The sequence below is a fragment of the Bacteroides propionicifaciens DSM 19291 = JCM 14649 genome, from assembly GCF_000375405.1.
Classification (GTDB): Bacteria; Bacteroidota; Bacteroidia; order Bacteroidales; family Bacteroidaceae; genus Bacteroides_E; species Bacteroides_E propionicifaciens.
Map to the genome: position 1 here is coordinate 1 of NZ_AQWS01000032.1, position 22,300 is coordinate 22,300.

The following is a 22,300-nucleotide window of genomic DNA, read 5'->3' on the forward strand; positions in this document are numbered from 1 at the left end:
TCTTCCATAACATTACATGTATTGTGTAACGCTATATTAGGACGAGACACCTAATCTTCAAAAAAGATCGTTGTTGATATATACCAAATGTTTTTCTATTAGCACTGTTAAGGGTGTTCTTGAAAAATAACTGAGATAAAACCTTTGAATCTGATATATTATTGTAATTTGTGTCGAGGGAAAATGGTAGCACTTTATTTTTAGCTATTGATTAAGAATACCTTCGAATAATAATATCTGAATAAGTATATTTTGTTATTGGAAGATGAATCTCTAAGTTATCGTTGCCACAAACCAAAGTAATTATAACATACAAATCTGCCCACAGACTTTTGAAGCATGTGGGCAGAAAAACTATCTTAACCTTAATAAAAAGGCTATATTTATTTATTAGGAGTATCCCATTTGTATGTTTGGTGACATGTGATATTCAATGTTTGGTTGCCACTTTGCATACGAAAATCTCCTTGTTCTAGTATCCATTTGCCATCACTGCCAACAAATGCCAAATCACTCGCTTTGATAGTCAGTGTAACCGTTTGAGTTTCACCTGGCTGTAATTCTACCTTTTTGAAAGCTCGCAACCTACGACTCTCAGGGGTAAGAGATGCAACAAGATCACGACTGAATAGCATGACAGCTTCTTTTCCTACACGTGTTCCAGTATTGGTGATGTCAATAGAAAAGAGAAGTTCATCTTCCATTGTAAATGAGGAGACATTTGCCTGAAAATTACTGTATTCAAAAGTTGTGTAGCTGAGTCCATATCCAAAAGGCCACTGCACAGAGATAACCGCATCGTAATCATACGCTCCTTCCATCTTGTCCATCTCTTCACTTACTCTATAATCATATGTAGTGAGTTCTGCTTGGTTTCGTGGATACGTATAAGGCATTTTAGCACTAGGATTTACATCTCCTGCCAAAATGTTAGCGAGTGCATCACCTCCATAGTTTCCAGGTAATAGAATATTTATAATACCACTAGCAAGAGGTTCTAGATCATTTATAATACGAGGTCTACCTCCGTTAAGTATTAGTATGATGGGTTTACCTGTAGTAGCTAATGCCTTTACTAGTTTAGCCTGATTGGTTGAAATAGCAAGATCGGAAAGATTCCCAGGTGTTTCGCAGTAAGAATTTTCTCCAATACAAGCGATGATGATATCCACATTGCGTGCTGCAGTAACTGCCTTTTCAATCTCGGGCTCATTTTCTTCGGCATAACTGCCTTCAGGCTTGTAAGTCACCCCTTGCTCTAAACGAATGTTTTCAGCACCAAATTTGTTGCCCAGTGCCTCATAAATAGTGTTATACTTTCCAGCAAATCTATCAGTTAGATGCCCTTGCCATGAATAGCTCCATCCTCCATTCAAACAGCGCATAGAATTAGCATTAGGTCCAGCTAAAAGAATTTTTTTACCTTTTGTGAGTGGTAATATATTGTCTTTATTTTTAAGTAAGACTTCTGATTCTTCAGCTGCGTGAAGAGCTAATTCTGCATGTTGGCTACTACCAAAAAGGGGATAATCTTCTGATGATGTATTAGGACGTTCAAAGAGGTTCAGACGGAGCTTGAGTCTGAGAACCCGACGAACAGCATCGTCGATACGGCTCATTGGTACTTTGTTTTCTTGCACCAATTCTTTAAGTAACGTGCAGTAACTAAGATCATAAGGCTCCATCGCCATATCAATACCTGCATTGATGGCCATTTGGATTGCCTCTTTCTTATCTGCAGCAATATGTTCGCGTGTATAGAGGTTGTTGATATCAGCCCAGTCCGTAACAATCATACCATCCCAATTCAAATCCTCTTTTAACCACTTGGTGAGTAATTCATGGTTGGCATGCACTGGTACTCCGTTGATAGAACCACTATTAACCATGATAGTTAAAGCACCGGCTTCCACACTCTCCTTGAAAGGGGCAAAGAACTTTTCTCGCAAATCGGAATCGGATATATAAGCTGGAGTACGATCCTTTCCTGTACGTGGCATACTGTAACCCATATAGTGCTTTACTGATGTAGCTACACGATCTGCCGAGATATGGTTAGGATCATCACCTTGAAAACCACGAACCGCAGAAACACCCATCACAGAATTGACCAGACAATCTTCACCAAAACTTTCCCAAATACGTGACCATCGTGGGTCACGTGCCATGTCTAAAGTCGGAGAATAAGTCCATGGACAATTACTCGCACGAGTTTCGTAGGCAGTGACACGTGCCGACTCGTATACCAGTTCAGGATTAAGTGAAGCTGCGAGATTTATATTCTGCGGAAACAGTGTACCGTCCAATGTATAGGTGGTACCGTGATTCTGATCTAGCCCGTAGATACATGGAATGCCAATTTCTCTCATTGATATTTCCTGTATCTTTCCAATAATTTCTTGCCATTTTTCTCTGCTTTGTGCGACAGGTCCAGGAGCATTGAGGAAAGAGCCAACCTTAAACTCCACAATAGCTTTATGAAGTTTGGCATCATCGATTTGGAATTCACCATCTACAAAGTCTCCCAATACATCAATAGCAAGCTCTGTCATTTGACCTACTTTTTCGTCTAACGTCATCTTTGAAAGAACAGCCTCTATCTGCTTTTCTATCTCTGGATCTTTAGTAATGGCAGGCGGAGCTACCTGCGAAGAGCAGGCAGCCATTGCTACTAATGTTGAAATTAATATTATCTTTTTAATTATCATATTTAGAAATTTATTATCTTTTAATTGTCTTATTGCACCGTTACCATATCCACATAGTATCCATGCCCTATACATAGGAAGCCATCTTCTGCCTGAATTTTATCCAGCACTGCCTGAGTGAGCTGAACTTCCTTCACACCACCCTCCGAGAACTCTATCACTGCAGTACTAGGCAAATCTGCCCAATGTCCACTAGTAGTTCGCAACTGATGATAAACATCTTGTGAGTTGACCGAGTAGTGAATACTCAATGTCGCACCAGCCTTAATGGAGGCAAATACTTCTTTACCTATCAAGTCAAATTTCTTGTTAGGACTTTCGTCTGGTAAATCCCATGATACATAGTGATGACCCTCCCAAAGAATTGTCTCTGAAGATACAATGACTGTATGTTCGGCAACTATACCTTTTGCAGTATAGAATTGCACATTTTCTCCACTCTTAGTCTTACCTATCAGCCTATATTCTCCGTCCTGTAAATCGGGACAGGTAATCACAATCTCAGTAGCTGTTTGTTTTGTGAATTCTGTTATGGTTTGTTCAGCAAATGTCAATGAAGTGACTAGGTCAAGATTAAGCCCTGTTATTGTCCACTCTCTGTTGGCATTTGTGCGATCAACCCCTGCGGTTATTAATGTAGCCTGAGTTACAGTGATAGTATTAGCCCCATATTCAAAGCTATTGTTATCTACAAAAATCACACGATGCTCACCTTCGTCTAAGTCAGCAGGAACTGTATATTCCAAATAGTTTCCATCTCCTACATGAGCTATGTCTGTGATGGTTTTATTATCAATAATAACACTTTTCACCTTGTCCAAGTTGCTACCATAAAAACGAGCCTTTGCTCCTGGTATAACTATACGCTCAACGCCTATTGCTGTTGACGATGGATCATCGACCAAAGGTTTTACCAATACAGTACCCTCACGATAGGTTGATTTGCTTGCATCAGTTGTCACCATTACTTTGAACTTGTAAGTGCCTGCTTTCAGATAAATATCAATTGTTTTCCCTGTTTCCACTTCGTGTCCGTCGATTAGCCATGAAATACTCACATTATTGGCTGGTGTAACTGTCAGACTTATGGAGAGAGGTGCATCTCTATTCATTTCGGCTATTACGGGCAGCTTGCCATCTTTGCCGTCTGGAAAAATCGGGTCAAGTATCCTTGGCTCATCGTTTGCCGTAACTGTAGAGAACGGATTATCTTCGCTGCAAGCTGTAAATGCAAAACTCATAGCTAGCATAGTCAGCAGGATGTAATATATATTTTTCATATTCGCCTTTTATTTTTATAGTTATTTTACAATATGCCACCATACAGGTGTGTTCCAACTATTCGTGCCGCCCATGCGACTTAATGCTTCATCATAGTTCTTTTTGTTGTATGAAGACTCAAGTATAGGATAGCAAAGACGTACAGGAATTTCAGAACCGCCAGTAAGGAATTGTCCAAAACCATATTCCGCTGGTGATTTCAATACTGGATAGCCCGAACGACGCACATTAGCCCAGCATTCGGCAGGATTTGTGAAGTGAAGTATCCATGCTTGTGTATTAATAGATTTCTTCTTTTGTTCGTCAGTATAACCGATACCATTGTGTAGGATAAACTCTTCAAAAACTTCGTCTGATACTACTTCACATTTATAATTGTCTGAAAGAAAATTTATAGCTGCACGTACACCTTGCTTATAGAGGTTTTCGGCAGACTCGCCTCTAACACTCCACTTTCTTACCACAGCCTCTGCTAACAAAAATTTAACTTCAGCAGAAGTCATCACCACACCTGGGTTACTGCCATTCAAGAAGTTGTTAGATAATTTGGGCTCAATTTCGCGTGCCACATTAGGGTCAACTGAGGGATTGGTCTCAGACAGTTTTTCTAAAATGTCGCTCTTGTAGCCTGTTGGCCAAGGTTCCCAAGAGTAAGCTCCTGGATCACGTGGCTGAAATTGAATGTTATTTTCAATTATTTCATCAGTCAAATCAATACGATTGTCAGGACTTGTGATGCTCATCAGTCCATCATAATAGCAACGGGCAACTCTAAATGTGCGAGGGTCGCCAGTAGTATAGAGCTGATTGAAAAACGTAGAGCACAAATAACTCGGATTATTGGCAGGATCTGCACCAAAGAGTAGTTGTGACAAAGCATTGCCACGGTAGTCAGAATAAGCTTCCTGTCCAAAACTGAATGCTATATCCATATATTTGATAAGTGCATCGTCACTGGCATTTTCTAAGATTCCACCATCAGCTTGTAAAGCCTCCTCAAATTCTTCCTGAGCCTTCTGTGGAGCGACTTCGGAAATTCTCATCGCAAAGCGTAGTCGAAGTGAATTGCCTAGCTTCTTCCATTTCCCCAGATCGCCATTAAAGATGACGTCGCCCGTAATTTTATCCTTGGTCGAATCGAAACTAGCAACAGCTGCACTTAATTCAATGAAAAAGTTATTGTATATCTCCTCCTGCGTATCATAACGAGGGTTGAATTTATTTTCAAGATAGCCTTTCCCAGCTTCGCTGTATGGTGCATCTCCGTAAATATCTGTAATAATGGACATCAAGTAAACCTTGTATATATCTAGCACAGCATTGATATTTACTTTTTCGGGATTATCCTTAGTGCGAGATTGAGCATCAGTGATATTTTTAATGCCATTAGCGTAGAATAATGTCCATACTCGACTCATTTCGCTGTTGTCTGGTGTATGACGTCCTCCAAAATTAGTAGTATTCCAACACCCCATAAGGTGCTGATTGAAAGCATAGAGATAGTTTCGGTTAATTTCCATCATATCTAAACTTCCATAAGTCTGCAACTGTGCTGTGGTGAGCTGTGCATTTGGGTCGATGTTGGGAGCCTTTGACGGATTGGTATTCATGTTCTCCATATAACTGTCGCTACATGCAGCAAATAACATGACACACGCCACTAATATTATTGTGATATATGATCGATTGTATTTCATTGTATATTATTATATATGAATTAAAAACTAAATTCTCTTTAGAATTTTACGTTAACATTAAATCCATAACTTTTACGTGATGGCAACGAACCATACTCTAATCCCATACCAGTTGTATTATTATAATTGGAATCAGGGTCGATATTAGGAATGTTCTTCCATACGATGAACGGGTTGCGTGCAACAAACGAGAGAGTAAGACCTTTCAATGAGTTTTTCAACCAAGCTTTTGGCACATTATAAGACATGGTTATTTCACGGCACTTCACATAAGAGTTGTCATAAATAAACATCGACGGAGCATTCCTACTTACACTCATCCAGTAGTCTTCAGGGTTGATGTAAATATCGTTGGGACGGTAAGTACCATCACCGTTGTCAATTACCCCTGGAGCTACAAAACCACCTGTCGGATTCCATGTCGAAGATCCTTTGGCAATACCTGCAGCCTGACGTTGTTCTTCTGATATATACCACTCTTCGCGTCCAGCAAGCGTTCCTTTTTCCTTGCCTGACTCGTAAGAAGCACGAGCTGACATAGAATAAAGATCAGCACCAACCTTCACATCAAAGAGAGCAGAAAGCGAAAGATTCTTGTAAGTGAAAGTAGTAGACAAACCTCCTGTCCAGTCCCAAGAAGCATTACCCAACACGTGGTTGCTTTTGTCATACTGAGGCAGACCTGTTTGTGGATTGATGAGGATGTCACCATCTTGATTACGCATGAAATCGGGACCTACAATGGAACCAAAGTTCTCACCAACCTTGGCTGCAACTTGAACATCAAGCCAGGTTGCTTTTTCTAACTCAATCATATCCATATCATCAACAAGCTTTTTTACCTTATTGTTATTCTTAGAAAAATTCACATTCACATCCCATGAGAAGTCTTTAATTTCGATAGGACGTGTATTTAGTGAAATTTCTATCCCTTTATTTTCTATTTCACCAGCATTGATGAGGCGATAAGTATACCCTGATGTCCAAGAAGTAGCCATACTCATTATTTGGTTTTTGCTAATCTGTGAATAGTAGGTAAAATCTAGACCAATACGATTATTCAGAAATTTCAGATCCAAACCGATTTCAAACGAATTGGTCTTTGTAGGCTTCAAGTCTTTATTCGGAATTGTGTTATTATCAATGTAACCAATCGTGTAACCAGGATAAGTATACTTTGATTTAGAGTAAACTAACCCTAACTGATAAGGATCGGTATCACTACCTACCTGTGCCCAAGACATACGAAGTTTCCCATAAGGCATGGTATTACGTAGCTGAGGGGTCAATTCGGAGAATACAAAACTTCCAGAGAATGACGGATAAACGTACATATTGTTACCTATGGGTAAAGTCGAAGACTGGTCGCCACGTAAGGTAGCATCAAAGTATAACATATGTCTCCATCCCAGATTGACAGCTCCGTATACTGAATTGATTTGCTTGCGATAACTATCCTCCTCCAAGCTAGTTTCATTAAAACTCATCAGATTTACCACTTCACGAATTTGCATATCTTGTCCAGTATTAATCATAGTATGATTGTTCACTTTATATACATTGCCCCCTAATGTAGCATTGAAGTCAAAGTCACCCCAATTGTTATTGTAAAGTGCTAATAGTTCAAAATTGTACATACGATTGCGGAAGTTGCTATTCTGAAGGCGTCCCGCTTCATAACCAGGTGTAGAAGGGGCTTTGAAGTCGTCAAAAGTAAACCAATTGAGTTCAGCACCCATAGTTCCTTGCACTTTGACGCGTTCGTTGATATTCCAAAGAGCCTTTCCGTTGAAACGAAATTGGTCTTTCTTGGAGTTATTAGAATTTTTATATATATCCCAATAAGGATTAACATTATACGGGTCCATACCATTCCAATTGGAATAGTTGCCTTCTGCATCCTGATAAGTCTTCAGCCAGCTCTGATCGTAAGTGGTGCCCAGTGTCATCAAGTTTTTACCTATATTCGACTTACTGTCACCTAATGCAGGACGGTTTTTTACATCCTCACGTGTATAGTTTGCACTGAAATCGAGATCCACTTTAGACACAGTTGTATTAGCACGCAGATTAAAGATGTCGCGACTCATATGAGTTTTTGGTACAATGTCCTTGTTACGCATATCCGTATAGGTAAAACGTATACCCGTATTGCCACTGTTTGAACTAATGATGGCAGAGTTGGTAGCTGTGAGACCTGTACGGAAAAAGTCTGAGGTATTGTTAGGTATGATGAGGTAAGGTCGTTCCACACCATCAAAATACTTGAGCATATTGCTTCCATCTGCTTTTGGACCCCAACTTTTGTTGGTGTTAGATACGGCGTCAATACTGTAAATTCCACCACTACCCATACCATAAACTTGCTGTACATTGTTCCATTTAGCCAGTTGTGTATCAAAGGTTAGTGTTCCATTATATTCCACTCCAAAAGAGTCTTTACCATTAGCTTTCTTAGTAGTAATAAGAATAACACCATGGCTCGCTCGGCTACCATAAAGAGCTGAGGCTGCAGGACCTTTTAGTACAGACATATTTTCAATATCGTCAGGGTTGATACTTGAGATTCCATTACCAAGGTCAAAACCTCCAGATGATCCTGCACTACCATAATTAGTATTGTCAAGAGGGACACCATCAATAACATACAGAGGCTGATTATTACCTGTCATTTCGGTACTGCCACGCAAAATGACACGTGTAGATCCAGATGGACCACCTGCTGTCTGGCTAACTACCAATCCTGCTACTCGACCAGCCATAGAGTTGATTACATTAGTTTCCTTAGCCTTGGTCAATGCATCGCCCTTTACTTCGTCTAAGCCGTAGCCCAATGCCTTACGATCTCGCTTGATGCCTAAGGCTGTAACTACTAGTTCATCAAGCATCTTGCGATCTTCTTCCAATGTAATATCCAAGGGGATTTGGTTGTTTTTTATTTCTATCTCTTGTGACTTGTAGCCTAGAAAGCTGATTACAAGAGTTGCTCCAGGCGAGATGTTCAAAGTGAACTTGCCATCCTCATTGGTTATCGTTCCATTGCTTCCACTCCCTTTTTCAACAACAGAAGCTCCAATAACAGGACCAAGATCATCTTTCACTATTCCTGAGATTTTGTTGTTTTGCTGTTCAATAGAGGAATAATCTGGTTTTGCTGCGTTCATTTGTGTAATGTTTCCCAACAAGCAGAGAAACAAAGCTACACAAAACAATATGTATTTACTATTTTTTATTTTCATGGAATATATAATTAAGATTTTAATATATTTTTACCCAGTCTATGTACATACTCGCCTTTTCGCCATCTTTCAATGCCGTAATCTCATCTATATTGGTGATTCCGGGAAAAGCACCTCCCACAGCAAGATTAAACAAAATGTAGCAACTGTCTTGGAAATACTCATGGCGTCCGCTTACCAAACTAATATCAAAAGATCGAAATTTGATACCGTCAATAGCTATTGTTAGGCTATTTTCATTCCAGTCTAATGAATAAGTGTGATATCCTCCATCTTGCAGGCTATAAACAAAATTCGTAGCATGAAATTCTTGTCTATGTCCTGCATTCTCATCAGTACCATAATGAATCGCAGAATTTATATATGTCTCAGAAGTACCTGTGATAATCCCGTTGCGTTCGCCCATTTCCAAAATGTCAATTTCTCCACATTGTGGCCAATGCTTGTCGTTATCTCCCATCATCCAAAATGCAGGCCATAGACCATTGGCTGTTTTAGGCAGTTTTATGCTTGCTTCTATTTTTCCATACTTGAAGTTCTTTTTCCCTTGACTATTTACTCGTCCTGAAAAAAACTTATCTCCTTTACGTTCTGCTGTCAGAATCAAAACCGATTTATCTCCATCTTTACCAATTGATACATAAGCTGGATCATAGGCTTGTAATTCTTGATTAACCCAAGCTGGTTCATGAGTTTCTTTGGTCCATACATTTTCATTAAAAGAATCGAAATCATCTTTGAAAAGAAAATCTTCTAATGTCTCTCTTGGTTCTGTATCCTTGTCGTTGGATGAGCAAGATTGATACATTGAGCACATTAATAATAGCATGACTATTGCTTTTTTCATGTTAAATTTTTTAAAGTTAAACTTAGTTGTCTTGAACATGGACAGCAGCAAGTCTGTCCGAATGTTTTACGACTCGGCACAAAGATGATAATTGTATACAGAAACAATGGGTTGATAGCTGACATATAAGGTTTGATAGCTAACATTTTTCTCGCAGGAGACTATCTGACCTTATAAATACCTTTGCTTTATTCTAGCATTAAAAAACTCGATGATTTTAGTTTTGTCGACCATATTTACTAGGCTGAATACCAAACTGTTTTTTGAATAAGGAACTGAAGTATTTTGTGTTTATAAATCCTGTTTCAAGTGCTACATCTGACACATTTCGACCTTCTTTTAATAGTTCGGCAGCTTTTTGAAGTCGTATAATACGAATAAATTCTTGTGGAGCTTTTCCTGTCAAAGATTTGAGGCGACTATAAAATAAGGTGCGACTCATGGCCATTTCCTGACACAAAATATTGATATTAAAATCGGTGTTGCTTATATTTTCTACTACAAGTTGAGTGGCTTGTATCACAAACTGATTATCATTTTCTGAGAGAACGTTTGTCGACGTTTCGTCCGACTTACTGTCATAGACCATTATAGTCTCTGCTGTCTCTTGTTTTTTGTTATTCGTAGCGTGACTTTTGCCCATTTCGACTTGTTTAATAACTTGTCGCATGAAAAAGTCTCTTTGCCTATTTTTGTTTTCAATCAGCCCTTGTACTTTCAGTTTTAATATCTCAGTACTGAACGGTTTGGAAATGTAATCGTCAGCCCCTTTCTTTAATCCTTCAACTGTAGCATCGTGATTGGCTTTTGCTGTAAGCAGAATAAAAGGAATACCTGATGTTTCTGGATTCTCTTTGACTATTTTGCAAAGTTCATCACCTTGTATCCCTGGCATCATTACATCGGACAGAATCAAATCAGGATATTCGTTTGAAAGAAAGGTAAGTGCTTCTTGCCCATTTGAGACATCAACCACATGGTAATCGTTTTCGAACGTTTTACGTAAGTAATAGCGAAGAGCCTCATGATCTTCTACAATAAGCAACATATCTTTCGCATTCTGCTTGCTTATATTTCTGCTGTTGTTTCTCTCGGCATTTTCAATATCTGTCTCCTCTGTATTTATATCAGAATAAAATTCCTCATTCACAATAGTTTGTTTAGGAATTAGTATTGTGCCAGCATCTGTTCTTTTCAGCATAATTGTAAAGGTACTACCTTTATTTTCTTCAGATGTGAAGGCTATTTTTCCATGTAAGATATTTATTATACGTTGTACTTGCAAGAGACCAAATCCAGTACCATCTTCCTGTGACTTCCTTGCATTTTCGGCTCTGTGTACTTCGTTAAATAGATGTTTCCTGTCTTTTAGAGGAATACCAATGCCACTGTCCTTGACCTCTATAATAGCTTTCCGCTTAGTGTAACTCAAACTTAAAGACACATTGCCCTGTGGCATCGTATATTTACAAGCATTGGAAATAAGATTATCTAACAGCATCTCTACCATGTGCTTATCAGCCTTAATATAAATATCTCTATCGGGTAAAGAAAGACTTAAGTGTAATTGTTTCTTATCGCAGAATGATTGAAAACTCGCAACTTCTTCTACAAGGATTTCGTTGAGATTGACTGTAGTCAATATAAGTTGGTGCTTATGAGTATCAACTTTTTCAAATTCGAGTAATTGTGTGATCAGTGTATAGAGCTTTTGAGTATTGTTGCGTGCTAGTTCCAGAAAGTAAAGAGATTTACTAGAGAGTTCTTTTTCCTGACTTAGATCTTCCAGTGGTGCCATTATTAGTGTCACTGGTGTTCTAATATCATGAGCAGTATTGATGAAAAATTTCACTTTATCTTCATTGTATATTTTTTGAAGTCTATTACTATTATATCTCAAAATGAAGTAGAAAATGGAACTTGCGATGCAAATATAAAATATCCATGCCCCCAAAGAATTCCACCAAGGCTGTGACACACTTATTATAAGCGATCTTTCAGATATTACTTCCCCATTACTTTGGCGTAGGCTGCGTACTTTCAGTAAGTAAGAGCCTGGTGATACGTTTGTGTATCGTACCGTGCCATTAGAGGATACACTACTCCATGATTTTTCGTATCCGTCCATCATATACTGATAGGTAATGTCACGTTGAAAGCGATAGTTAACGGACTCAAATGTGATTGCAAAAGAGTTATAGTCATAATCAAGTTGGACTGTGCCACTAGTCAGCATATCATAAATCATGGGGCGTAAAAGCTTTTCCTCATCAGCCTCTAAATATTCTATTATCAGACCAGTAAATCGTAATGGCGCCTGATAGTTGGTAGCACTAATAGCATCAGGTATAAAACAAACAACACCATTGGTACTGCCATATACAAATTTACCATCTGCCAACTGGACAAATGAAGATTTGTTATATTCCTTATCTATATCGCCAATATAATTGAGGTTTGACACCCGAAAGTTTTCGATCAGTGCTAGGCCTTTCCCTGTACTTGCCCACAAACGTCCTCTAGAATCTTTTTGCAGACTATATATGTCATCAGATGGAAGCCCCTCATGCTTAGTAAACGTTTTTGTTTCTCGGGTACTCATATTGTATAGATTGAGACCTCCTCCTTCAGTACCCAACCAAACGGTATCATCATCATTGAATAGCATGCAAACAATATAGGCACTCGCATCTTGATCAGAAAACTCCTGAAAAGTTGCATAGCGTTGTATATCTTCAGTACGTTTATTTACCAAATAAAAACCATTTACGGTCGCGACTGCTATTTTGTCATGATTCAACGGAACCAACGAATGAATCCATTTTATATCGTATGATTGTATGTGCCTTCCCTCCTTATCCAGCATTTGTAAACATCCGTCTAGGCCTCCGATCCATAAGTCTCCATCTAGATCCTGCTTAATAGAAAATATATAGTTTGTAGTAAGTATTCCTTGCTGTTGAGTGAGGTGACGAATAATTTGCCCTTTACTGTTGAGCAGATATACACCGTCTCCATAGGTTCCTGCCCATATTGAACCATCATTGCCTCGACATAAGGTAACTATCACATTACCTTTTAGACAATGATTCCATATATGCGAAAAGGCACTCTGGATACTGATACCATCATCAGTAGCAAACCATAAGTCTCCATTGATATTCTCTTTTATAGCGTTGACATTATTATTTGCCAGTGATTGTGGATTCCCCCTTTCATGTATCAATAGTGTAATAGGATGTCTCGATAGGATAGCAACAGACACACCTCCTGAGTAGCTTCCTACCCATATGTTGCCTTGACGGTCTTTTGTGAGGGAATAGATACCATTACCTCGCAAGAAAATATCTGAACTATCTTCGGTGTCCATCAGTAGATGTGTTTTTTTTGAATCTCTATCTACTGTGTACACACCTCCCCCATCGACTCCTATCAATACAGTATGGGCATCATAATGTGTGATAGCTCGTATTGGGTTGAGAAAGCTATAACTCTGCTCTTTTAGTGGACGCAAACTGGCAGTGTTCAGATTCATCACCCATAAACCATTATTGAAAGTTCCTATCCATAGTTCTTTTTTAGTTACATCACAGAATAATGTCTGTACATCCTTTCCGTTTACTAACCAATGAATTTTGTTCAATTGATTATGTGGGAGTTGGAATACTCCCCTAGAAGTGCCAACAAAAAGTAATTCGGCTGTGGATACAATATCATTTACATAGTGTTCCTGCACTACAGGAGTGATGCGTCCATCTACTTCTTTTCTATATAGTCCATTGCTTAGCCCCAACCATAAAATGCCTTTATTATCCAGACAGATTTTATTTAGTATAATCTCTCCGCTAATAAATTCATTCAGAGATAGATATTGCTCAAACGCGTCATTCTGAATAGAATAATGATATATCTTTCCTGTATTATCATATGCCCATACACCATATTGCTCGTCATATAACAAACGAAGTCTACGCCCAGCCATGTCTCCATAGTGAAAATTGCCTGGTAAAGTATAATTCTTTACAGTATGGCCGTTATAACGATCAATTCCAACTTTGGTGGCAATCCACATCACACCATACTTATCCTCCACGGTAGAAAATACCCGTAGACTGCTAAGACCTTCAGAGTAACCAATATGTCTAATATCAAACATGTTATTGGTTAATTTAGCATTGACAGTAATACCTACCATCCATAATACTATAACAATAGTACATTTCAACAATATTCTCATAACTTGAGAGCAACAAGTTCATAAATAAAAAAGCAAAGAGATTTCTGCGTATTTCACTATATCTTATCAATGCGCACCATAATAATACGTGTTTCCATAGCTTTATCACAAAGGTAATTAAATCAGACTAAAATAATACTGTCCTAATGGATAGAATGTACACATCTGTTTTATGTACTCCTCTTTTTGATTGTACATAGATCTGATATTATTGTTTTTATATGAGGTATTTGAGTTAACTTATCATGATATTCACCCAATCTAAAGTTTAACTTCGCCTTAATCGAACTCACAACTCATACCTGAGGGATGAAGGGCATGAATAAAGACTTCTTTTGACGACAGTTTATCTGTATTTTTACCTCTTTGATATATTTGCAGACTCCGGAATAGCCTGACCTTCCCCCTTTGGAGAGTAAACTCGTAAATGTCTATACCCACCACACACTGTTTTTAAGTATGATGCACAAAGAAAACAAGAATAGCTTAAAATAGAGAATTTACAAAGTCAATACGATGCACAGACCAACCAAATAAATGCCATAGTTATTGAATATTTCATTTTGGTAAATCTGCTATATCGACCTTTACTCAAAAAGGTTATCCTCATTTATTCTAAAAAAAATATCTGTCAGCTAGATGTTACCTACATTCATTTTAAGTGTATATTTACGTCCAATATTATACTCAAAACTGGGAAATGAAATGAGAATGCTCAACAATCAATATATACTCGAAAATACAACTATTCCCCAACTCTCATTTTCCGAAATTCTTAAACATTCTAGAGACTCATTCGACACCAGTAGAAAGAGCCTGCTGGAAATTCAACCCGAAGTAATAGAAATAGATTCAGGTGTATTCTTTAAACATACATCATTAATACAATTTCCTAGAGTCTCAGTTATTCAATCAAACAACTCAATACTTACGTTCTGCTCATGCGATGCACCTAAAACCAAATTATGTGAGCATTAGGCACAGGTGTTATGCGCCATAATGGATCGTCCAGATCTACGAGTGTTTTATGATGACGAACTCCGAAAGAAAGAAATAAGTAATAGACAATATTTACTTTAACATTTTCTTGTTTATTCGATTCTTTTTCAGGATGTTTATATGGTAATCAGATAAATATATGCGATATATTAGCCTTGCAGAAGAAGAGAAAGAGCAGTTTACCGAGTTGCAAAAGACGAGTGAAAATTCAGTTATCAGAGAGCGGAGCTTATGTTTGTTGTTGTCGGATAAGAGATTTAATGTTAAAGAGATCTCTTCACTTACAGATTTATGCAGGCAGACCATTTCAACACTACTCACCACATGGGATCAGCGTTACCAGAGAATAAATTATCAACATTAAGTATTGCTCCTGGGCGAGGAGCAAAAGTAAAGCTGGAACCTGTAGCGGAGTTACTTCCCGCATTAGTTGAGAAATATAGCCGCAATCTCAAACCGATACTCGATGTGCTCGAAAAAGAGCACTCCATCCAAGTCAGCAAAGTCACTTTGAAGAATTTTTTAAAAGGTGTTGGGTTATAAGTGGAAACGAGTTCGACTCTCATTAAAAGACAAGCGAGATCAAGTCCAATTTAAGAAACAACACCAAGAATTAGAGCAACTTAAAGAGTTGCATAGAATGAACTATCTAGACTTATATTATTGTGACGAAAGCCATTTTGGACTAACTCCGAACGTTGGCTATGCTTGGCAGCAAAAGGATAACCCCATTCTTTTACCTGCTGCAAAAGGTCGACGATTGAGCGTTTTTGGACTCATGACACCAGATTGCAAACTTTGCTCATGGATGGTTGAGGGATCAATAAATTCCGATGCTGTAATTGACTTCTTAGACCAATTTACAACACAAATAACAAAGAAAACTATAGTAGTTATTGACAATGCACCCATCCATCGTAGCAAGAAATTCATGGCGAAAATAGCTGAATGGAAACAGCTAGATTTATTTATATACTTCTTGCCGCCATATTGTCCTGAACTAAACCTCATTGAAATACTCTGGAGACAAATAAAGTATTATTGGCTACCTTTTGATGCATTTCTTAACTTCCAAAATCTCAAAAAAAGGCTCAGAAATACGCTTAACAAAATTGGAACAAAATGTCAAATTAAATTTTGTTGAATACTTAAATCGATAAAGGAACATATATCAACAAGCCATATTCCCATTATTCTGCTTACAGCCTGCTCGCTGGATGAACAAAAAGCGATTGGATTTGAGAGTGGCGCCGATGCTTATATTGCGAAACCATTTAATGCTGAAATTCTTCAAATTAGGATTCGAAAATTAATAGAGAATAGGCAAAAAATGAAAGATATTTTAGGCAGTGGATTCATTGATGAGCTGAAAGATAACTCGTTGGCTAAGATTGAAAAGGATTTCTTAATTCAGTTCAAATACTATGTTGAGAAACGAATCTCAGATCCTGATTTGAACGTCGTTGATGTGGCTAAAGAATTGAGTCTATCACGTGTACAACTATATCGTAAAGTAAAAAGTTTGTCGAATTATTCTCCTAATGAATTGATTCGAATCATTCGACTCAAAAAGGCTAGTTATCTTCTTAGTACTAATATCCCGATAGCCGAGGTGGCGTATCAAACAGGGTTCTCGTCAGCATCTTATTTCACTAAGTGCTTCAAGGAATTTTATGGTCTGAATCCTAGTGAATATTAGATTCATTTTTCTACTGAAAGCTTTAGTTTATGACTTACAGCTCTCTATCTCTTTTTTGATAATTTAACTTGTGGTGCATTGGGTTAAACAAAAAAGAAGTTATTAATTATCAATCTAACAACTGCATCTTACTATCTACCAGACAATTAAACACATGATCGACTTCACAGCAAATGATGAAAAATATTAGTTATTCTACAGCTCATAGAGGGATATTATAGTCGCATAATAGCTAAAACGAAAGCTAGATAGATGCATACCAGAATATTTGCAACAAAATATCTCATAATAACAAATCAATAGAAAAGAAATTAAAAGGAATTGGAGCAAGACAAGGTTAATTTTTTATCTTTACAAAAGATAAGTTGCTCTTTAATATAGTGAGGAAATTAAGCATATCTAAGAACCGAGCTGGTTTCTAAATCGTTACCTATTGAAAACGAATGGCATATAATTAGCTGATTAATAGTGAATAAGAAATCATACTGTGTCTTGCTGTGTGAAAATTTAAGGTCTTCAACTGAGTCTTTGCCTGTATTTTTTCAAGATAATAGCGTGTAAGTGCATAAGAGGGTACAGCAAAGACTTTTTCATCACTTTTGGGATTACTATATTTCTCAATGATTCTTTCCGGAATATCCAAAATCGGGACAATTGACTCCGTACCTGTCTTTTTTCGTTTGATGCGTATCCACATTGTTCCATGCTTGTCGGTAGAGATATTTTCCCATTTCAGATGGTACAAATCGGCGAATGAAAGACCACAAAAACAGGAAAACAAAAACAGAACGCGGACTAATTCTACTTTTTTGTCTTCCATGGGTGTTTGCATGAGTACATCCAACTCCGCTTTGGATAGCCATTTTCGATTGGACTCGCCTTGCTTGCATCTGTAATCGGCAAAAGGATTTTTCCGGATGATCTCTTTGTTGATGGCTCGGTGGATCAATCGTTTCAATTTTAGGATAACATTCAGAACTGTATTTGGTGCAAAATTCAAATTGGTACTCAAGAAAAACTCAAAATCCTCTATAAATGAATACTGCAACTCCTTAAAAGCAATATCTTCTATTCCATATTTTTGAGTTACAAACTTTTCGAGGGATTTATAAGCGTGAACATAACCTAGATAGCTTCCTTTTGATTTGGTAACACCTACACTTTTTGCATATTCATCGTTATGTGCCTGAAATTCTTTGAGTAACATGGTTTCGTGAACACCATTGCCGAGTAGGGCATTTTTTAGGTTCTCGGCAGTAACATAGGCGTCCTCTTCGACCAATCTGTTGTAATGTTGTTTTAGCTCTGATTGGTAATGCTCTAGCTTTTGATTTATAGTTTTGGCTTCCTTATCTTTACCTATCGTACAATTCTTTCCGACTGACCATAGATCAGGGTCTATCGTTTCTTGGACGCTGAATTGAGTGGATTTTCCATCGACAGTAATCCGTCCCATAATGGGACACTTGCCGTCTTTCTTCTGTTTATTTCTATTGATATAGAACAGGATATTGAATGTACTTCGCATGATAGTCGTTTTTAGAAATTTGAAATGAATGTAAATTTATTGGCGATTCGGTTGGATAGAGATTTCATGTCCTCGGATATCTTATCCAATGATAGTTCTGCATATCTTTGAGTGGTTGTTATATGCTCGTGACCAAGCATTTGGCTGACTGTTTCGATGGGTACACCTTCCGACAGGGTGATGAGACTGGCAAATGTGTGGCGGCTTACGTGGATGCCGATCTTCTTTGTGATACCGCATTTCTTAGCCATGGCATTCAATCCGGAATGAACCGTCATTTTTTGTGGAACTGTAAATACTTTCCCATCTGTTCTTTGCCCTCTGTACTTTTCAATTATGGACAGTGGAATATCCAACAAACGAACTCGATATTTTACTTTCGTTTTTTGTCTTTTGGAGATAATCCATTGGCTACCATCTTCTGCCGTTTGGATATCATCGTACTTCAGGTTTTTCATATCGATGTATGAGATGCCGGTAAAACAGGCAAAGAGAAATAGGTCTTTCGTCCGTTTTTGTTGTTTCACACTTGGTTCAACTGATATAAATTTATCCAATTCTTCTTTTGTCAAGGATTTATGTACTACTTCTGCTCTCTCTGCCTCAAATCCATGAAAGGGATCGCGAAAAAGAATCCCTTGATTGACTGCACTGATGACTACTTTGCGAAAATAGATCAGATAGATACCACTTGTGCCTATCGAGAGTTTTCTATCAACACGCAGATATTGATAATATTCTTCGACAAAGGAGTAGGTCAAGGACTTAAAGGGAATGTCGCTAAGTTTGAGCTTCTTTTGGATGAAATTTTCTAAGGCATTAAATGACCAAAGATATTGCCCTAAAGCCGCTTCGCTATAATCAACACCGACACGTTGAGCAATTGTTTCTTTCATCTGTCTGAAATACTCTAAAACAGTATCTTGAGAAGAGGCTATGCCTTGTGTTGCATTTTTTAGCTCGTGTGCATCTACCGTTGAATTAACTGCCAACAGTTCTTTGTAACGGGCATGGATAATAAGATTCACACGATTAATCTCCCGATTTGTCTTTTGTGCAAGTGAACTTTTACCAATCATTCTGCCGGCTTTGGTGTCCCACAGCTTAGCATCGGCTTTTAACTTCAAGCTAAATTGAGATATCGTTTTACCGACTTGAATACGTCCCATTACAGGACATAGTTCATCTTTTTTCGTTTGGTTCTTTTTCAGGTAGACCAAGACCTTCAATTTTGATTTCATAGACTCATTTGTTTTGTATTAAAATTACATTCAAATGAGCTAGATGTTCCTACGCAAAATATGGACAAGTAAAGCACCTAATTTTCATGGCAAATTTGTTTGCTCAGAAAAGAATAATTCTTCTCTTTATACCTCTCAAACAAGTTTATTTACTACTTTTAGCATCGTATTTCGTCATCCAAAAAGGGTTACGATTTGGTAACGGATCTCCTGCTAAAAAGTGCTCTAGCCTGCGTTTTACGCTTTGGAAGAATAAAGCAGTACAAGGCACAAAAGACAGTCGGACAGTATTGTTGCGTTATGTTGCATAGAGTTTTGATATTTTTGTACCTTTGCGTGCTGAAACTTAAAACAAGTAAGATGAAAGAATTGACAAGAGAAGAGTTGAAGTTAAAATTTGATAGTCCAATATTTCATCAAATCTCTCAAACTGCAGATGAACTCGGTTTAGACTGCTATGCTGTGGGAGGCTATGTACGCGACCTTTTTCTTGAACGACCCTCAACCGATATTGATGTTGTTGTTGTGGGAAGTGGCATAAAAATAGCTGAAGCCTTAGCTCGTAAATTGGGTAAAGGAGCGCATTTATCGGTGTTCAAAAACTTTGGGACAGCCCAAGTCAAATATAAAGATGTAGAGATAGAATTTGTTGGCGCCCGCAAAGAGTCGTACCAACGCGATTCACGCAAACCTATTGTTGAAGACGGCAGCCTCGAAGACGATCAAAATCGACGAGACTTTACCATCAATGCCATGGCGGTTTGTCTGAATGCAGCTCGCTTTGGTGAGTTGATCGATCCTTTCGATGGAATGACCGACCTCAAAGAGAAAACTATCCGAACACCCCTTGACCCCGATATCACTTTTAGCGACGATCCACTGCGCATGATGCGTTGTATTCGTTTTGCTACTCAGCTCAATTTTTATATCCAAGACGAGACTTTCGAATCGCTCACGCGCAATCGTGACCGTATCGAAATCATCTCGAAAGAGCGTATTGCTGATGAACTTAATAAAATAATCTTATCGCCAATCCCTTCGAAGGGTTTTGTCGACTTAGATCGTTCGGGGTTATTACCCCTGATTTTCCCCGAATTTGTAGCTTTGCAGGGGATAGAGTCTCGTAATGGTAGAGCGCATAAAGACAATTTCTACCATACACTTGAGGTGCTCGACAATATTTCACGAAACACAGATAATCTTTGGTTGCGTTGGGGGGCAATTTTGCACGACATAGCTAAGCCTGCCACTAAGCGTTGGGACCAAAAGGTGGGGTGGACATTCCACAATCACAATTATATCGGAGAAAAGATGGTGCCCCGTATCTTCCGCAACATGAAGTTACCTCTCAACGAGAAGATGAAATATGTGCAGAAGCTCGTTAGCCTACATATGCGCCCAATCGCTATTGCCGATGACGAGGTGACCGATTCGGCTGTACGCCGACTCTTGTTCGAAGCAGGCGATGACATCGAAGATTTGATGACACTTTGTGAAGCTGATATTACGTCTAAGAATTCAGATCGCAAACAACGATTCCTCAATAACTTTGCTTTGGTACGTCAAAAACTCAAAGACATTGAGGAGAAAGATCGGGTGCGCAATTTCGAGCCTCCTATTACGGGAGAACAGATTATGGAGATGTTCAATCTTCCGCCTTCACGTGAGGTCGGAGCATTGAAGTCTGCAATCAAAGATGCTATACTCGACGGTGTAATCCCCAACGAGTATGATGCTGCATTTGCTTACCTACTCGAAAAGGCCAAAGCCAAAGGCATAACCTATTGTGGAGAGTAATTAGCTCTAATAAATAAAGAAACTTTTAGCCATAGTTTGTTGTTTAAAACTCAAACTGTGGCTATTTTTTAATTCAAAATAATATTATTAATATGCGTAAGTCAATATTCTATTTCACTTTAATTCTTGTCAGTTCTCTTTACTTGGTTGGATGTTCTTCGTCTTCGGGCAAGAGTATCAGTAGTTTTGAGGGGACAGGCAAATATACTTTTGGATTTTTGGAGCAGGTCAATGTACTAGACGGCGAACAGCTAATCAAGTATTTTGCTTCGACCAACGACATCGATAAATACCTTACCGAAACCTATAGTGGTGATAAATCCAAAAACGCTATTTATCGTAGAGTTGCCGATGAGCAAGCTGAGTGGCCCAACTACCTCTACACTTCGATCTATAACCTGAAGCGTAATGCAGCAATGATGGGGATTGAGTGGAATAAGATTACTTATCTTGATTTTGTGGCGAAACAACCACTAGGGGAGGGACCTTATGTTGGGGAGGTATTCTTTAAATATGGGGATAATGTCTATTCGGTTCAGACCGAATTGATCAAAATAGATGGAGATTATTATCTAAGCAATTTGTCGGGAATACAAAAGGTGAGTCGCTGAATATAGCTCCAGTCGATATAAATATTGGGTAGAGTAGGGGGTATCTTGTCGGAAAAGTCTTTGATGACCTCTATTACAACTTTACTCACGCCTTTGCCTACTAACCCAATCTCTTTGGCGGCTACGTATGATATATCAACAATTCTATTGGAATGAAATGGGCCTCGGTCGTTGACTCTTACCACGACTCGTCGTCCGTTCTCGGGATTAATAATGTTTAGCTTTGTGCCAAAAGGATGGATTGGGTGAGCACAAGTTTTTAATTCCTTATTATAAAGCTCTCCACTAGCAGTTTTGCGTCCGTGTAGTCGGTTGCTATAATAAGAAGCACTACCTATCTCTTTTTGACCAAAGACATAAGTAGTGCTTAATATGCTGATTATTAAAACAAGAAATTGCTTTCGCATGGCTAAATC

Annotated in this window: 15 protein-coding genes; 6 read left to right on the plus strand and 9 right to left on the minus strand. The window is 38.3% G+C overall.

The features are described from left to right. Window positions 1–383: 383 nt before the first annotated feature. The 6 genes from B091_RS0109585 to B091_RS0109610 form a co-directional block, all read right to left on the minus strand. The gene (locus tag B091_RS0109585) at window positions 384–2,708 is read right to left on the minus strand and encodes a glycoside hydrolase family 3 N-terminal domain-containing protein (RefSeq protein ID WP_025069618.1); all 2,325 of its coding nucleotides are present in this window, start codon (window positions 2,706–2,708) and stop codon (window positions 384–386) included. A 29-nt stretch (window positions 2,709–2,737) separates the two neighbouring features. Then, window positions 2,738–3,988, minus strand: a complete 1,251-nt coding sequence (locus tag B091_RS0109590) for a hypothetical protein (RefSeq protein WP_018109786.1) — start codon at window positions 3,986–3,988, stop codon at window positions 2,738–2,740. A 21-nt stretch (window positions 3,989–4,009) separates the two neighbouring features. Further along, complete coding sequence (locus B091_RS0109595) at window positions 4,010–5,686, minus strand: SusD/RagB family nutrient-binding outer membrane lipoprotein (RefSeq protein ID WP_025069617.1); 1,677 nt, start codon at window positions 5,684–5,686, stop codon at window positions 4,010–4,012. A gap of 38 nt (window positions 5,687–5,724) precedes the next feature. Next, window positions 5,725–8,925 (minus strand): SusC/RagA family TonB-linked outer membrane protein, encoded by a 3,201-nt coding sequence (locus tag B091_RS0109600; RefSeq protein WP_025069616.1) that lies wholly within the window; start codon window positions 8,923–8,925, stop codon window positions 5,725–5,727. 19 nt (window positions 8,926–8,944) lie between these two features. Next, on the minus strand, window positions 8,945–9,772 hold the full coding sequence (locus B091_RS0109605) for a glycoside hydrolase family 16 protein (RefSeq protein ID WP_025069615.1): 828 nt from the start codon (window positions 9,770–9,772) through the stop codon (window positions 8,945–8,947). A 217-nt stretch (window positions 9,773–9,989) separates the two neighbouring features. Further along, on the minus strand, window positions 9,990–14,009 hold the full coding sequence (locus B091_RS0109610; RefSeq protein ID WP_018109790.1) for a hybrid sensor histidine kinase/response regulator transcription factor: 4,020 nt from the start codon (window positions 14,007–14,009) through the stop codon (window positions 9,990–9,992). A gap of 1,323 nt (window positions 14,010–15,332) precedes the next feature. Between B091_RS0109610 and B091_RS0109615 the strand changes: the two genes are divergently transcribed. The 3 genes from B091_RS0109615 to B091_RS0109625 all read left to right on the plus strand — a co-directional run bounded on the left by B091_RS0109615 (window position 15,333) and on the right by B091_RS0109625 (window position 16,707). After that, window positions 15,333–15,551, plus strand: coding sequence for a hypothetical protein (locus B091_RS0109615; protein WP_155888306.1), 219 nt, complete (start codon window positions 15,333–15,335; stop codon window positions 15,549–15,551). Further along, the gene (locus tag B091_RS0109620; protein WP_155888308.1) at window positions 15,538–16,152 is read left to right on the plus strand and encodes an IS630 family transposase; all 615 of its coding nucleotides are present in this window, start codon (window positions 15,538–15,540) and stop codon (window positions 16,150–16,152) included. Before B091_RS0109615 ends, B091_RS0109620 begins: the two co-directional genes overlap by 14 nt. Before the next feature lie 186 nt (window positions 16,153–16,338). Next, window positions 16,339–16,707 (plus strand): helix-turn-helix domain-containing protein, encoded by a 369-nt coding sequence (locus tag B091_RS0109625; RefSeq protein WP_018109793.1) that lies wholly within the window; start codon window positions 16,339–16,341, stop codon window positions 16,705–16,707. 454 nt (window positions 16,708–17,161) lie between these two features. Here the strand turns inward: B091_RS0109625 and B091_RS12065 are convergent, their stop codons facing one another. Both B091_RS12065 and B091_RS0109635 read right to left on the minus strand, forming a co-directional pair. Further along, on the minus strand, window positions 17,162–18,235 hold the full coding sequence (locus B091_RS12065) for a site-specific integrase (RefSeq protein WP_018109794.1): 1,074 nt from the start codon (window positions 18,233–18,235) through the stop codon (window positions 17,162–17,164). A gap of 11 nt (window positions 18,236–18,246) precedes the next feature. Then, window positions 18,247–19,476 (minus strand): site-specific integrase, encoded by a 1,230-nt coding sequence (locus tag B091_RS0109635; RefSeq protein WP_018109795.1) that lies wholly within the window; start codon window positions 19,474–19,476, stop codon window positions 18,247–18,249. Window positions 19,477–19,562: 86 nt separating this feature from the next. Here B091_RS0109635 and B091_RS12070 point away from each other — a divergent pair, with 86 nt between their 5' ends. From B091_RS12070 to B091_RS0109645, 3 genes are all read left to right on the plus strand, one after another. Beyond that, on the plus strand, window positions 19,563–19,787 hold the full coding sequence (locus tag B091_RS12070) for a hypothetical protein (protein ID WP_025069614.1): 225 nt from the start codon (window positions 19,563–19,565) through the stop codon (window positions 19,785–19,787). Between the two features lie 49 nt (window positions 19,788–19,836). Beyond that, complete coding sequence (locus B091_RS0109640) at window positions 19,837–21,273, plus strand: CCA tRNA nucleotidyltransferase (protein ID WP_018109796.1); 1,437 nt, start codon at window positions 19,837–19,839, stop codon at window positions 21,271–21,273. A 92-nt stretch (window positions 21,274–21,365) separates the two neighbouring features. Beyond that, entirely contained in the window at window positions 21,366–21,884 is a 519-nt protein-coding gene (locus B091_RS0109645; RefSeq protein WP_018109797.1) for a hypothetical protein, read from the plus strand. Here B091_RS0109645 and B091_RS0109650 read toward each other — a convergent pair. After that, window positions 21,842–22,291, minus strand: coding sequence for a septal ring lytic transglycosylase RlpA family protein (locus tag B091_RS0109650; RefSeq protein WP_018109798.1), 450 nt, complete (start codon window positions 22,289–22,291; stop codon window positions 21,842–21,844). The two genes, B091_RS0109645 and B091_RS0109650, sit on opposite strands and share 43 nt — an antisense overlap. Window positions 22,292–22,300: the final 9 nt, after the last annotated feature.

Bases quoted from the DNA above. Each gene is read 5' to 3' on its own strand.
- B091_RS0109585 (WP_025069618.1), bottom strand. From the start codon at position 2,708: ATGATAATTAAAAAGATAATATTAATTTCAACATTAGTAGCAATGGCT.
- B091_RS0109590 (WP_018109786.1), bottom strand. From the start codon at position 3,988: ATGAAAAATATATATTACATCCTGCTGACTATGCTAGCTATGAGTTTT.
- B091_RS0109595 (WP_025069617.1), bottom strand. From the start codon at position 5,686: ATGAAATACAATCGATCATATATCACAATAATATTAGTGGCGTGTGTC.
- B091_RS0109600 (WP_025069616.1), bottom strand. From the start codon at position 8,925: ATGAAAATAAAAAATAGTAAATACATATTGTTTTGTGTAGCTTTGTTT.
- B091_RS0109605 (WP_025069615.1), bottom strand. From the start codon at position 9,772: ATGAAAAAAGCAATAGTCATGCTATTATTAATGTGCTCAATGTATCAA.
- B091_RS0109610 (WP_018109790.1), bottom strand. From the start codon at position 14,009: ATGAGAATATTGTTGAAATGTACTATTGTTATAGTATTATGGATGGTA.
- B091_RS0109615 (WP_155888306.1), top strand. From the start codon at position 15,333: ATGGGATCAGCGTTACCAGAGAATAAATTATCAACATTAAGTATTGCT.
- B091_RS0109625 (WP_018109793.1), top strand. From the start codon at position 16,339: ATGAAAGATATTTTAGGCAGTGGATTCATTGATGAGCTGAAAGATAAC.
- B091_RS12065 (WP_018109794.1), bottom strand. From the start codon at position 18,235: ATGCGAAGTACATTCAATATCCTGTTCTATATCAATAGAAATAAACAG.
- B091_RS0109635 (WP_018109795.1), bottom strand. From the start codon at position 19,476: ATGAAATCAAAATTGAAGGTCTTGGTCTACCTGAAAAAGAACCAAACG.
- B091_RS12070 (WP_025069614.1), top strand. From the start codon at position 19,563: ATGGCAAATTTGTTTGCTCAGAAAAGAATAATTCTTCTCTTTATACCT.
- B091_RS0109640 (WP_018109796.1), top strand. From the start codon at position 19,837: ATGAAAGAATTGACAAGAGAAGAGTTGAAGTTAAAATTTGATAGTCCA.
- B091_RS0109645 (WP_018109797.1), top strand. From the start codon at position 21,366: ATGCGTAAGTCAATATTCTATTTCACTTTAATTCTTGTCAGTTCTCTT.
- B091_RS0109650 (WP_018109798.1), bottom strand. From the start codon at position 22,291: ATGCGAAAGCAATTTCTTGTTTTAATAATCAGCATATTAAGCACTACT.